Source organism: Maribellus mangrovi (genome assembly GCF_037646455.1).
Taxonomy (GTDB): Bacteria; Bacteroidota; Bacteroidia; order Bacteroidales; family Prolixibacteraceae; genus Draconibacterium; species Draconibacterium mangrovi_A.
This window is the reverse complement of record NZ_JBBIXN010000001.1, coordinates 1,567,463-1,580,426: the sequence shown is the minus strand read 5'-3', so window position 1 is coordinate 1,580,426 and position 12,964 is coordinate 1,567,463. Positions and strand designations below refer to the sequence as shown.

Sequence of the window (12,964 nt, the reverse complement as noted above, 5' to 3'; positions counted from 1 at the left end):
CTTCGTCGTTCCTCTTCGCAATGACAATCAATAATTCATGTAAGGCAGCGGACAATGATCATGTTCATCCCGCGTGGTTGTCTATTGTCCGCTGCCCCTCCTACTATACGATGTATGTCATTGCGAGCGTAGCGAAGCAATCTAATGGTAGCAGACATTGCTCGTTTCAAAACAGATTGCTTCAGTCATTCCATTCCTTCGCAATGACAATCGTTAATTAAAAGAATGCAGCGGACAAGCAGCATACTCATCCCTGCGTGATTTGCATCTGTCCGCTGACGGAGAAGCAATCTATTTTTTAATCATTAAATCTATCCATTCAGGATTTTGTCTATTTATAAGATCAATTTTTTTCTGACGAGAACCGGCCTTTAACTGTTTTTCACGCGCTATGGCATCATTGATATCCTGAAATAATTCGTAATAAACCAATTTGCTTACTTTATTTCGAAGTAAATGCATTTTTAAATACTCCATTTTTATGTTGTTGGATTCGCTCGGTGAGGTCACTCGTGACACCGATATAAAGAACAGTGTTTCCGGTGTTTGTCAAAATGTATATATAAGCTTCTCTTTTCATGATCGGGGAATTTCCGTTAAAGATATAAGAAGATTGCTTCGGTCGCAAACTCCCTCGCAATGACAGAATAAGAGGTAGTCGAATGGCAGCGGACAACAACAAAGTTAGTCCCCGCATGATTCATTCCTGTCCGCTGCCCGGTACACCCCAATGCCGCAGTCATTGCGAGCGTAGCGAAGCAATCTAATGGTAGCAGACATTGCTCGTTTCAAAACAGATTGCTTCAGTCATTCCATTCCTTCGCAATGACAATCATTAATTAAAAGAATGCAGCGGACAACAACAAAGTTAGTCCCCGCATGATTCATTCCTGTCCGCTGCCCGGTACACCCCAATGCCGCAGTCATTGCGAGCGTAGCGAAGCAATCTAATGGTAGCAGACATTGCTCGTTTCAAAACAGATTGCTTCAGTCATTCCATTCCTTCGCAATGACAATCATTAATTAAAAGAATGCAGCGGACAAGCAGCATACTCATTTGGCATGATTTACATCTGTCCGCTGCCCTTGATATCTATATAGTGTGTCATTGCGATCCGTCAACTGACGGGGAAGCAATCTCGGCATTACTTGTTCATCAACTACCCCACATTAATATTCTGCCGGCTCAGTCGTTTCCTTTTTAATAAATAAGCCAGGTTCATGACCATTGACAGGCCAAAGAGAATTCCAGTAATGAAAGCTACTGTAGCATTTACTCCAAGGGAAAAGTAATTGTATAAAAAACCGGCAAAAGCCAGTGCTAATGTTAGCTGTCCCGTTATTAAAATCTGGTTCTTATTCATTTTATGCTTCTTTTTCGGATGATCAGAAAGAGTATAATAACATTGACCAGACAGATTACAAGAAAGGCGTAACCCACATAATTTTTCCAGGTTCCTATATCTTCCGGTCGTATAAAGACGGTATTGAATAAACCTACTACAAGCGTAGTAGCAACAATGATAATCTGATTCGACAGGCGGTTCTTTTTCATCGCTTTAGTTGTTTGTAAATAGGTATGAAATATGTGATTTCATTACGAGGCGGGGGAGAAAGTTTTTAAAAGCTTGCTACGACTGCTTCCTGTAATGCCATAATATTCCGCGGTCGAAAGGTGTCCAAAGACATGCTAAGAGTCCGGCGCTTTTTAAACAGCTGTTGGTCCAGGTATTGCATGTATAAAACAGGTGGTAGTTTCCCCGCGCCTCGTAAAAGCGATCTGTAGGATTGTAATGCAGGTCATCGACCGGGATGAGGTGGTTCAGGCTGTCGCGCTGAAAAGCCGCATCGACAAAATCGACCATCTCAAGGTATTGCTCGCGGCTGATCAGCAGCTGTTTGCACAGCCGGCCTTCCGGTACTGAGGCATAAAAATCGATATGCATCAACGATGGACTTTTTAGCATCAGCGCCTTAAATGTGGTGGCAAATGTCAGATCCGACCATTCGGGCGTATGGTAATAAAAGTTTTTATCACCCCAGCCAAAACTGATGTATCGTACCCTGCCGGCGATGCGCTTGTCGATAGTGATCTCTTCCGACCAGTCTTTAATGGGATTTTCTACGGGCAGAACTACCTGGAGGTGCACTCCGTTGGAGCGGATATAAATTTCAATCCCCTCGCTGACTTGCGGCTTCTGGTTCACGGGAATAAGTGAAAGCATTACGGCAACAACCAGGTAAGTCATTACCGCTGACAAAAGTAATACCAGTGCCCGGATCAGAAAACGTAAAACTGCTTTCATTTTGCCTGCTTTTTTGGTGCATACGGGGATTTTGGGGAAAAGATTGGTGGAGAGTTGATTGGTTTTGGTTTGTGAATCCACCACCCCACGGCTCAAGCCGGACCCCTCCACGGGATGGAGGGGAAACTTTGTGCTGGGATTTTATCTTTTACGTCATAAAGTATATTGAAAAAAGAATTTCTCCTCCTGATCAGGAGTACGCTGATGCAGCTGTGCGGAATCGGTGGGAGGTGGTTGAAATTATTTATTATCCGTACAGCGAAGCTAAGCTATCCTTGAAACCCTATGACACTTGTTTCAGTAAAAAATAAAACAGTATTTACCCCGTCTCCAGGCACCTGATTAACCATCCCTGGCACAGAAAGAAGTTTTAAAAACAAAAAAGATCAGCCATGGAACTACTAAAAAACAACGTAAAAAAACGAATAGATTTCCTGGGAGAGGAGATCTCGGTACTGCTTAAAGACCATCCGGATTGCAGCATTGGCGAAATAAAACTCAAACAGGTACTTGGCGGTATGCGGGGACTGACAGCCCTGGTTTGCAACACCTCGTTTGTTGATCCTTACCAGGGACTGTTCATCAGCAATTATGCCATTCCGGAATTTGAGGACAAGTTGCCCGAAGAGATATTTTACCTGCTTTGTGCGGGTAAGTTCCCTGATGAATATGAACTTACAGAATTGAGGGAGGAACTTAGTGAACGTGCGGAATTGCCGGAATACATGTGGGCCTTTATCCGCAACCTGCCTTCCGGAATGCATCCCATGACCATGTTCAGCATGTGCATACTGGCCATGGAAGGGCTTTCGGTATTTAAACAGAAGTACGCAGCAGGAGAACTGGCAAAATCGGAATTCTGGGAATATATGCTTGAAGACGCGCTTAACCTGCTGGCCAAACTGCCAACAATAGCTGCGGCAATTTATCGCATTCATCTTCTGCATGAGGAGGCCATTGATTATAATCCCTCACTCGACCTTGGCGGTAACCTGGCGAATATGCTGGGTGTGAATCCCCGGATTTCGTGTGCCGAACTCATGCGCTTGTACCTGGTGCTGCACTGCGACCATGAAGGCGGAAATGTAAGTGCTTTTACTTCGAGGGTGGTGAATTCGGCGCTGTCGAACCTATACTATGCCACTTCGGCCGGACTGAATGGATTGGCGGGCCCCCTCCACGGACTGGCCAACCAGGTGTGTCTGAAGTTTATCCGTCGTATTCATGAATATTTTGGGGAGTCGCCTTCCACCAGTCAACTCAAGGAATTTGTTGAAGAGGAGCTAAGTGCCGGGCGTGTAATTCCGGGTTATGGGCATGCGGTGCTGCGTGTTACCGATCCGCGATTTACGGCTTTTATGGAATTTGGCAACAGGTATTGTCCGAATTCGCCCTACCTGCAAACCGTAAAAAAACTTTACTATGTAGTGCCTGACATTCTGAAAAGCTATAAAGGCGGAAAGGTTGCTAATCCTTATCCCAATGTGGATGCCATTTCGGGAACGCTGCTTTACCAGTACGGGCTTACGCATTTTGATTTCTATACGGTGATGTTTGGGATCTCGCGCACTTTCGGGTTCAGTGCACAAAGCATCATTGCGATGGGATTGAATCAACCCATAATCCGTCCCAAAAGCGTAACCAATAAGTGGTTGAAGGATCTTTTGGAAAAAGCGGATTCGTAATAAGAGGATTGCTTCGTTCCCGAGAAGTCGGGAAGGGCTGTTCCTTCTCGCAATTACGAGCGCAGCGAAGTAATCTAATTGGTTAACCACTGCTCGTTACGCAAATTAAGGAGAGAAGTGCGTCCTTACATAATTTGTTTTACTCCGGGGAACTGTTTTATCAGCCAGGCGTTAAAAAAACAAATAAATAAGACCAATGGAGCAAGTGCAAGGAATTTAGTCAATCCGGGAGCGTGCCAGTTCAAAAATATAAAGCTGATAAAGACTAGTAAAGGAGGATGTATGACGTAAACACCATAGGCAGCAGCGGATACTTTTTTTGCCAGGGATCCCTGTTTGTTAAGGTAAGTTTTAAAGATTCCGAGCAAAGCATAAATCATCGAAACAGCAACCAGCTGTTCCCAAATACAATAGGCGAAATTCTGCCAGTAAAATCCACCTAAAAACCTGGCTTCACCCATTTTAATTCCACCGCCGGCGATATACAACAAAGGAAAGCCAATGAGTATCAAAACCTGTGCAAAAGCAAACCACCGCCAGCTTATTTTGATTTTAATGTTTTCGAACCAATGATTTTGGTAAGCGATCATGCCAATTATAAACAGTGCGATGTACTGGATAAAAAAGGTGATGCGAAAATTAGTATAGGGTATGGTCCATCGCGCCGGAAGCCATATTCGCATGATAAACTGTAATAGCGCAATGATAAGCGCAAAAAGAAGAATTTTGCCTGTTCCGGGAAATTTTAGCTTTACGTTTATAATCAACTTTCGAACAAGAAAAAATAAAAAAGTAAAGATCAACAACGCTTCAACAAACCACATGGGGCCAAAATACCAGATCTCAGGGTTATAAGTATAGGCTAGCAGACGGGCATCCATTCCATAAATATATTTGTCACGTATAAAGCAAGTTAGAGGTCCCAGTAAAAAGTAAAAAGCGATAAGAGGAATTCCCAAACGAAGCAATCGTTGTTGAATGAAAAGCTTTGTGCCCTTTCTTGATAATGATGGAAGCAAGAAAAACGATGAGACCATAAAGAACATTCCCATAAAAAAAGTTTGGTTAGTGGCAATAAATATTGACATCGGAATAATTACAAAGGACTCTGGTGCAGATTCAACATAGTACCATTTCCCGGGAGCTCCATAGGTAGAAATAAGATGAAAAAGCACCACCAGGGCGGTAAGAAATACACGGATGTTATCGATATAATATATGCGGGCGGAGGGCATATTTAGGTTTTTCGTTGATGTACGTAAAGAGGGAATAAAAGTTTGATATGCTTGTTTCGAAGGGAGGTGTGATTTACTTCAGTTCGCTGCTTTTGATGTCCACTGCGCTTGTCAATTGCGATCCGTCAGCTGATGGAGAAGCAAACTGTTCGTTATTAGCTACTATGAATATAGAAAAGGTTAATTAACTCTTCCTCTAATCTTTTTTAATAATGCGTTTTGTAATTACCTGTTGATCTCCAATGTTTACTTTCATCAGGTAAACTCCCGGATTCATGGATGAGGGCAGATCGATGTGGGTATGATTTTTACCGCTGAACAGTACGCCGGCATCGACCTGGTGAACGGTTTGCCCCAGGTTGTTACATATCGTAAGTGATACTTCCTCACTGCTGCTGAGTGTAAGATCCACGTTCAAAAAGCTGGTGGCCGGGTTGGGATACATCAACAGCTTGGTTTCGTTATGAATGTCTTCTACCACCACATACACCGAAACTTTGGCCATTTCACCGTCGATCCAGTCCCAGCGTTGTTCGAGGTATTCTTTCATGCTGTTGACCTGCTTGTCGTACGTGTCGAGTAGTTCGTAACCGGGCAGCTCGCGCCAGATCCATTTCCCCAGGTTGGGCCATTTCTGAAAATTCCGGTTTACCGCTTCACTAAGGTTCGCAGCTATCGAATCGATGTAATGAAACATATTTTCGGTGCTCCACTCGTTTTGGCGCAGAGACTCCCAGCGTTTTTTCATCTGGTACTGAAAATAGGGCTCATGTATCATCATTTGATAAAAAGGAGGATCGGGATACTGGTCATAATCAATAATCCATCCCCACCAGCGTTCGCCGTCGCGGTAGGTAGAATTATGCATCGACTGGTCGAAATCCCAAACAGGACCGGCTTTTAGCACATCGTTTTTGTCTTTGTGGAAATAGCAGCTCCAGCCATAGCCATCGGGATTGCGTGCAGCTTCGACTACCAGCATATAATCCACAAAACTTTGTACATCGATCCATTTGCTGTACAATTCTCCGGGGTTATCGGTCGTAAATTGTTGCATGGCAGCACGAAAATCATCGTCGTATTTTTTGATGTAGGCCAGTTGTTCGGGCATGACATCGTCCATATCGGGATAACGCAGACGGCGTGCCAGCCCAAAATCATTATGTTGTCCGGCAATTTCATAAATGTATCCCCCGGTTAGTTCTTCTCCCGAAATGTCCTCGGGTTTTAACTTGGCAATATCGAGCCGGTTTTTAGTACGTTTGATTTTTTCAAGCAGAATATAAATGCCCTGGTATTCGCCATTCAGCACCACTTCTACATGTTTGGTGCCGCTTGACCAGTTGCCCGCCAGACGCGACATTTTGAGCGCCACCGGATCGCGCAAAAAGGTATGGTCGATGTACGAAGCACGCAGGATCCAGTCGTTCTCTTCGGGGAAACCAAGCAGTGCGACATCGTTGTTATCGCCGTTTTCTAGGCGTGTTTCAAATGTATAGGGCTTTTTCGGATACCCCATCGTTGAATTTCCTCTCAATTCGATACCAATGGTTCCGTAGTAGTGGTTAAAGAGATCGGTCGTGTAATTTCTCTTTCCCGGGCCATTATAGATGACGCCCAGTTGTACATTTCTTTTGGGTTCGTCGACAATGGTCTGCCCTTTGGTATCAATCACAAAAATGGGCAGGTTTGAACTGTAAAAAGGTATGGCTGTTTTCTGTTGGTCGGAAGATGAATTCCGAATCGATCCGGATGATTTGGTCGAATCATTAGTTTCCGGGATGATCTGATCGTTTCCTGTATAGCCATCGGGTAATGCCATGACAGGTGATACTATCAGAAAGCCCAGAAAGAGCAGCAGGCTATATCCTTGATTAAATCTCATTGGTCCGTTTTATACGGTGCAAATCTACTACTTTTCCGGAATTGTGCGAATCAAGATCTTTTTGAAATGATCAGAAGCTATTCCTCCATCAAAAAGGCCTTCAGGGCTTTCGTAGGTTTTCCATCGTCGCCCCAGGCGCTAAGCGGATAACGGCTCCAGCTGCGGGCGCCTTCCGGTTCCCAGTAAAAGACTCCTTTCCCCATTTCGTCCGGTACTTCTCTGACCTTTTTTTGAACGGCTACCAGCATGTTGTAAGTCTTTTGTACCATGCTATCGAATCCACCAACTTCAACGACCATTACTTCCTTTCCGTAACGCGATGCCATGTCTATGAGGTTGGCCCCCAAATCGTCGATGGATTCGGTGTAGTCGGGGCGTCCTTCGAGCCAGAAGGGATAATACGAAAGTCCGATCATATCATATTTTGCCCCGTTGGCTTTGGCAGCATCGAACCACCAGCGAAAGCGTTCGTTGTTGTTCCCCTGGTCGACGTGCAATATTACTTTCGACTCCGGACTCACCGCTTTTATGGCTTCGTAGCCTTTGTTGATGAGCTGTGCCAGTTGCGGCCAGTTGTCAGTGCTTCCTTCGGGATAGATCATTCCCCCGGGGATCTCATTGCCCACCTGCACCCATTCGGGGCTTACTCCGGCTTTCTTCAGTGCCGACATCACATCGTAAGTGTAATCGTAAAGATCAGTCAGCAGGGTAGGGAAATCGTGTCCAACCCAGGCTTTGGGTTTACGTTGTTTCCCGGGATCGGCCCAGCTGTCGCTGTAATGAAAATCAATCATCACGCTCATTCCCCATTTTTGAGCGCGGAGGGCCATAGCCACAGTTTCGTCTTTGCTGCAGTGTCCGCTGAACGGATTATCAGAAGGATCGACAAAGGTCCGCAGGCGAATGGCATTAATTCCGTGATCTTTCAGGATCTGAAAACAGTCTTCCTCTTCGCTATTCTCGTTATAGAAAATGTAGCCACCGGCTTCCATTTGCGGCAGCCAGCTGATATCGGCTCCCTTTGCAAAAGTAGTTTCATTATCGGAGGAAGCGTCTGGCTTACATCCTGCAAAAAGTAAGATTACTATCGAGATAAATAGCAGTGTGATTTTATTCATGGTTTTTAGTTTTTCAGACGACTTTAAAGATATAAAAAGATAGCTAGTTAAAGTACCAGCCCCTTGTTTTGATATAGCGACAAAATGCCGTAACTTTTAAATACCATTAAATCAAAAAATACTTCCAATGAAAAATCAGATTGAACAACACCTGTTCTTTTCACGTAATGATGTGGAAATAACTGAAACAGAGCTTGGATTGCAAATCAAGCTCCGAAGCTGCAAATCGTTAAACAAACCCGGAATGCCCGATTTTCCGGGAAAGATCATCAGGGTAGCTCTGCCTGAGAAAACAGAAGCCATTGCTGTTCACGAAGAAGTTCAACGCACCTCGAAAATAACGCAGGAATTCCAGGTGATGAGCAGTGTACAGGAAAAACATTTTGTGTATCTCGATGAAAACAACGAACCTGTTACAAGCGATAACAAATACAACATTCCCGACCGGGAATCGTATATTGAATTTCTTGAAAACGAACAACCAGTTGTGGAATTGGTATCCACCGAATGGATTGATGAGGTTCCTATGGCGGTGCTTCGTGTGGTGCCGGTTCGTTATGTAAAAAACGGCACTATGGACCTGATCGAGATCGTTAAAGTAAACATTGAGGTGAAGGCTGTAAAACATCCCAACCCGGTGCCGCTCAAGATCAGGAAAAAGCGTTTTCAGAATTTTAATAAAGTGCACCGGATGATCGCCAATCCTGACAAAATAGAAGGAGCAAAAGTAGAGTATGTAGCCGGCGACTTCCCTGAAGTGGAGCTGAAGTCAGGTGCCATTTCCGTTCCTGACGACGTGGATTACCTGATTGTAACCGACAATAAAAAGTGGAACGAAAACATTACCCCGGGAGCAGCTACCGGCGATATGGTAGCCGAGTTTCAGCGCGTGGCGACCTGGAAACAACAACGGGGACTGCGCACACATATTGCACTTATTCAGGATATCGTTGACGGGAAATACGGTAATTTCTCAGGCGGAGCACGTGATTTGCAGGAAGTGATCAGAAACTTTCTGAAATCTTTTTGTGCCGCCAAAGGTGTTGAGTGGTTGCTTATTGGTGGTGATGTGGGAGTGGTTCCGGTGCGCATTGCCTGCGGATCGGCACATGGTCGCATTTACAAAGGGAAAGCCGAAGATACCGAATCCGGCTCAACCGACGATGGTGTACTAAGTGGCGATAATACCATTGCCTGGAAAGGAAGCTTTTTGGGTATGCGGGTAAAACTCGATGACGGAGGTGTACCTGTTTACGGAAGAAACGGGCATATCCTTACCAATTTTGAAACCGGTCTGAAGATTCCTTTTGATTCAACCGGTGCATCGAGTTCGGGCTCCCTGGGATGGTACTTTACCACCGACGATAGCTTTGCCACCCACACGGCCACTAAAACCCAATGGATTCGTGTTAATGGTCCAAACAGCCAGATCAACAATACTATGGTTTGGTATACCCCCGACAATATGATCCCGACCGATCTCTACTACTCGAGCCTTTACAGCTCGCATTATGTATCGGGGAAAAAAGACTGGGATCACCTGAACAACGGCTTGTATGCCCAGCACAGTTACGACAAACCAAACATGGACGGTACTGATTTTGTGGCCGACATTGGACTCGGTCGAGCTCCGGTGCAAACGCAGGATGAAGCCCGAATATTTGTTGACAAGGTGATCGAATACGAACAATGGGATCTGCAACCGGATGTCAACTCCATCGATCGCTTTAAAAAGATGTTGTATGTTTCGGCCAACTGGGGGAAATACACGCGGATAAAACCGAATGCCGCGAATGCCAATCCACCGGCAAACTACGAATATTACTCCAATCCGGCCGGTGGTTATTCGTTGTTGAATGTCGTAAAAACACCACCCGATGTAGGATCAAAACTTATTTGTCACTACAACGATTCCTCCAGAATCGTGCTGAGTTTAAGTATTGATGCGGATGCATCTCACCCGGGATGGTATTATGCCAAATCCGATACCGATCTGTCGCCCAGTTTTACACAGATTCTCTGGATAAAAATCCCGGTCCCGACAACCTGGATCGTTGTTTACGGGGCAAATAATGCACAACTGACACCCATGTATTACGCGCTGGATAAAGCCGGACAAGACTCGTCGATGACCGAGCAGGAAACACTACGAAAATGGATGGAAAGCCATTTTTATCGCATTGATCAGATCCAGCGCTTGTATACCGATGAAACGGATCTTACACCGGCTGATTATGTAGCTGCATCGATACGTCATTTAACTTCTGAAAATCTGGAGACAGCGTTGAACATGGGACCACATTTTGTGAGCCTGTCGGGTCATGGAAACCGGGACTGGGTGGCTTATTTGAATACGGCGCTTATCAATTCAACGACGAACGGAAATAAGACTTCAATTATGATCGCGGATTCGTGTCTTACCAATAAATACGATTATGAGGATTCGGTGGGAGAGAATGCCTTAAAACACGAGAACGGCGGGGCAGTGGCTTATATTGGTAATTCCAGATACAGCTGGGTCGGATTGGGTGATGAATTCAGACTGGAGTTTTTTAAAACGATGCAAATGTCGCGACACCTGGCCGATTTGAATGATTCGAGGTGCAACTTTGCCAACCACAATGATATTTATAAACTCTGGGTGATCCTGGCACAAAACATGAACGGTGATCCGGAGATGCCGGTGTTCAGGGATTATGCCGATGCCATCCCTCGATATGTAGGAAATACCCGAACGCTGGAACTGCACCGAAAAACCTGTCAGTGGGTGGAAAAAATGGCCTATTCGAACATGGTGTATTTCGACAGTGTTGAAAACGGCTTGAGTGCAGGTCACGAGGGTTGTTATTATTGTTTACGCGAACATCACATCAGGTAAAAAGATGTCTTTTTTAATAGTTAGTTTGAGCAGAGAGTCTGAGGTATTTTGTACGCGGCTCTCTGCTTTTTTATAAGATTTTGATTTGTTAACGATGAGAACGAATTGGATTTATAAGTTCTATTTTGTAGGGTCACTCAATGAATAAATATCTCTTCGTCTGGCCAGTTTGAGTTGGTAAAATTAAGGAAAGTAGATTTAGTACAACCCCTTCAGCGAATTCTGGTTTGGTGTTTTAGGATAATATAATGGGCGCTGCCACCCCACCTCAGCGAGAAGGGGAATTGTTCGTAGTACTGTTTTATTCTTTATTCAAAAATATGTTGTGGAAAAAGAATTTTCTCCTCCTTGTCAACAGGAGCACGCCCCGAGTCTTCGGGGTGGGAGGTGGTGGCTCCGATAAATTACTCAGTTTTCTTTAACAATAATTTCTTCTATTTTCCCGGCAACGTCGAGGGTGGTGTTGAGGCCGGTGTCGTTAAAAAGAATGCTGCCGCTGCGTTTATCGCCTCGGGTGATGGCCAGTTCCGAAGTCATACTTTCGCTGATCCGTTAGAGGTCGCAGTCTCTTGTCGTGCACTTTTCAATTTAGCAGTTCAGCAATTTAGCGTTTTTTAGTTTTCAGTAACTCAGGTTGATCCGTAAGCCGGCCAGGAAGTGTTCGGAATCTTCGCCCTGCCAGGTTTTTATCCACTGCAAATGGGGCGAGATAAACACCCATTTATTAAGTTGGGTATTAAAATAAAATTCAACAAGTTGTTCGGGATGTTCATACGCGGTGCCTTGTGTTTCGGCGTAGGCCACTCCGACATTTAACTCGCGTTTAAATATGGTTTGCCGGAATCCAATACCCCCACTCCAGGCGTCTTTTATCCCCAGCCACTGTTTAAGTTCCTCGTCGTTAGCTCCGTAACGCCCGAAAATGGTAAAATGGTTGGCAATGAGTTGATCGAAGGAAATACCAAAACCCTGTCCGTTGCTGGCCAGTGGTTGTTCGAAGCCATAAATTCTGAGATTGGCTTCCCAACCCGTTTCGGGGAAAAGCCGGAGCCCGGTTTCAAGCAGCTTGAGGTGGTTTTTCATCAGGTTCTCTTCCTGCAGATCGGCCATAAACAGTCCGTACTGAATATAAAAACGCTTTACAAAAGTGGTTCGGAAACGGATACCCGGACTGTTGACTCCCACCGGTAAAACGGGGTTGTTGACAAAAACCCCACTGATAAACTGCGAAGTTTCGTCGTTGGCATGCAGGTTATTGTCGAAATAGTTGGTGGGATCCATTTTCCCAAAGGTAACAGTGAAGATATCCTGGAGTATTTTAAATTCCGTCCAGGCTTCCAGTACGGTAAGGTTTTTACCTTCACCATCGCCGCCACCTGCATCAGCATTTAAAACCGAAATGTTAGGGATCAGTGCATCGGGGCCTTTACCGCCTCCTGCTTCGAGGTCGAAAAACAGGAGGGTGGACTTTCCAAAACTCACAAAGGCAAAAATATCAAAGGACCCCACGCCTTTCCATATCGGATCGTTTTCGAGTGGAGCCTGCAGAGATGCTGTGGCTACTCCGCTGAACTGCAGTTTGCCGGGTTCTTCCAAAATGGCTTTTAGCAAATCATCCACCTGCTGGCGCCGTGAGCGTTTGGTTTCTGGGATCTGATCGAGTTCGCTTTCCTGGAAAAGCCCCAAAAAGTGGTCGACCAGGGTCGTATCTGAATCCGTGGTATCGCGCTGGAAGGTCGTTCCGGCGATTATTGTCGTCGATGCGAAAAATAGCAGAATAAAAAACAGCACGAAGAAATACGGGCGCATAGGCGGAATATTTTCTGATCAATAATTTAAGAAAATATTGCCGCAGTG

At 45.0% G+C, this 12,964-nt stretch carries 12 protein-coding genes; 2 read left to right on the top strand and 10 right to left on the bottom strand.

Annotation, left to right across the window (positions count from 1 at the left end):
* Positions 1-291: 291 nt before the first annotated feature.
* From WFY05_RS06060 to WFY05_RS06040, 5 genes are all read right to left on the bottom strand, one after another.
* Positions 292-477: a GIY-YIG nuclease family protein gene (locus WFY05_RS06060; RefSeq protein WP_340111853.1), complete on the bottom strand. Its 186-nt coding sequence runs from the start codon at positions 475-477 to the stop codon at positions 292-294.
* Positions 443-580, bottom strand: coding sequence for a GIY-YIG nuclease family protein (locus WFY05_RS06055; RefSeq protein WP_340111851.1), 138 nt, complete (start codon positions 578-580; stop codon positions 443-445). The genes WFY05_RS06060 and WFY05_RS06055 overlap by 35 nt, the downstream gene beginning before the upstream one ends.
* A 580-nt stretch (positions 581-1,160) precedes the next feature.
* Positions 1,161-1,364: a hypothetical protein gene (locus tag WFY05_RS06050; RefSeq protein WP_340111850.1), complete on the bottom strand. Its 204-nt coding sequence runs from the start codon at positions 1,362-1,364 to the stop codon at positions 1,161-1,163.
* Complete coding sequence (locus WFY05_RS06045; RefSeq protein ID WP_340111849.1) at positions 1,361-1,555, bottom strand: hypothetical protein; 195 nt, start codon at positions 1,553-1,555, stop codon at positions 1,361-1,363. The genes WFY05_RS06050 and WFY05_RS06045 overlap by 4 nt, the downstream gene beginning before the upstream one ends.
* A 76-nt stretch (positions 1,556-1,631) precedes the next feature.
* A complete protein-coding gene (locus WFY05_RS06040) occupies positions 1,632-2,306 on the bottom strand; it encodes a TIGR02117 family protein (RefSeq protein ID WP_340111848.1) in 675 nt (224 codons plus the stop codon).
* Positions 2,307-2,698: 392 nt separating this feature from the next.
* On the opposite strand from WFY05_RS06040, the gene WFY05_RS06035 reads away from it, so the two are divergent.
* A complete protein-coding gene (locus tag WFY05_RS06035) occupies positions 2,699-3,991 on the top strand; it encodes a citrate (Si)-synthase (protein ID WP_340111846.1) in 1,293 nt (430 codons plus the stop codon).
* A gap of 125 nt (positions 3,992-4,116) precedes the next feature.
* Here the strand turns inward: WFY05_RS06035 and WFY05_RS06030 are convergent, their stop codons facing one another.
* The 3 genes from WFY05_RS06030 to WFY05_RS06020 form a co-directional block, all read right to left on the bottom strand.
* The gene (locus tag WFY05_RS06030; protein ID WP_340111845.1) at positions 4,117-5,226 is read right to left on the bottom strand and encodes an acyltransferase family protein; all 1,110 of its coding nucleotides are present in this window, start codon (positions 5,224-5,226) and stop codon (positions 4,117-4,119) included.
* Between the two features lie 196 nt (positions 5,227-5,422).
* Entirely contained in the window at positions 5,423-7,111 is a 1,689-nt protein-coding gene (locus WFY05_RS06025) for a CotH family protein (protein WP_340111843.1), read from the bottom strand.
* A gap of 77 nt (positions 7,112-7,188) precedes the next feature.
* A complete protein-coding gene (locus WFY05_RS06020; RefSeq protein ID WP_340111841.1) occupies positions 7,189-8,229 on the bottom strand; it encodes a glycoside hydrolase family 53 protein in 1,041 nt (346 codons plus the stop codon).
* Between the two features lie 127 nt (positions 8,230-8,356).
* Here WFY05_RS06020 and WFY05_RS06015 point away from each other — a divergent pair, with 127 nt between their 5' ends.
* The gene (locus WFY05_RS06015; protein WP_340111840.1) at positions 8,357-11,107 is read left to right on the top strand and encodes a C25 family cysteine peptidase; all 2,751 of its coding nucleotides are present in this window, start codon (positions 8,357-8,359) and stop codon (positions 11,105-11,107) included.
* A gap of 408 nt (positions 11,108-11,515) precedes the next feature.
* Here the strand turns inward: WFY05_RS06015 and WFY05_RS06010 are convergent, their stop codons facing one another.
* On the bottom strand, positions 11,516-11,644 hold the full coding sequence (locus tag WFY05_RS06010) for a hypothetical protein (protein ID WP_340111838.1): 129 nt from the start codon (positions 11,642-11,644) through the stop codon (positions 11,516-11,518).
* 84 nt (positions 11,645-11,728) lie between these two features.
* Complete coding sequence (locus tag WFY05_RS06005) at positions 11,729-12,916, bottom strand: carbohydrate porin (protein WP_340111836.1); 1,188 nt, start codon at positions 12,914-12,916, stop codon at positions 11,729-11,731.
* Positions 12,917-12,964: the final 48 nt, after the last annotated feature.

Bases quoted from the DNA above. Each gene is read 5' to 3' on its own strand.
- WFY05_RS06060 (WP_340111853.1), bottom strand. From the start codon at position 477: ATGGAGTATTTAAAAATGCATTTACTTCGAAATAAAGTAAGCAAATTG.
- WFY05_RS06055 (WP_340111851.1), bottom strand. From the start codon at position 580: ATGAAAAGAGAAGCTTATATATACATTTTGACAAACACCGGAAACACT.
- WFY05_RS06050 (WP_340111850.1), bottom strand. From the start codon at position 1,364: ATGAATAAGAACCAGATTTTAATAACGGGACAGCTAACATTAGCACTG.
- WFY05_RS06045 (WP_340111849.1), bottom strand. From the start codon at position 1,555: ATGAAAAAGAACCGCCTGTCGAATCAGATTATCATTGTTGCTACTACG.
- WFY05_RS06040 (WP_340111848.1), bottom strand. From the start codon at position 2,306: ATGAAAGCAGTTTTACGTTTTCTGATCCGGGCACTGGTATTACTTTTG.
- WFY05_RS06035 (WP_340111846.1), top strand. From the start codon at position 2,699: ATGGAACTACTAAAAAACAACGTAAAAAAACGAATAGATTTCCTGGGA.
- WFY05_RS06030 (WP_340111845.1), bottom strand. From the start codon at position 5,226: ATGCCCTCCGCCCGCATATATTATATCGATAACATCCGTGTATTTCTT.
- WFY05_RS06025 (WP_340111843.1), bottom strand. From the start codon at position 7,111: ATGAGATTTAATCAAGGATATAGCCTGCTGCTCTTTCTGGGCTTTCTG.
- WFY05_RS06020 (WP_340111841.1), bottom strand. From the start codon at position 8,229: ATGAATAAAATCACACTGCTATTTATCTCGATAGTAATCTTACTTTTT.
- WFY05_RS06015 (WP_340111840.1), top strand. From the start codon at position 8,357: ATGAAAAATCAGATTGAACAACACCTGTTCTTTTCACGTAATGATGTG.
- WFY05_RS06010 (WP_340111838.1), bottom strand. From the start codon at position 11,644: ATGACTTCGGAACTGGCCATCACCCGAGGCGATAAACGCAGCGGCAGC.
- WFY05_RS06005 (WP_340111836.1), bottom strand. From the start codon at position 12,916: ATGCGCCCGTATTTCTTCGTGCTGTTTTTTATTCTGCTATTTTTCGCA.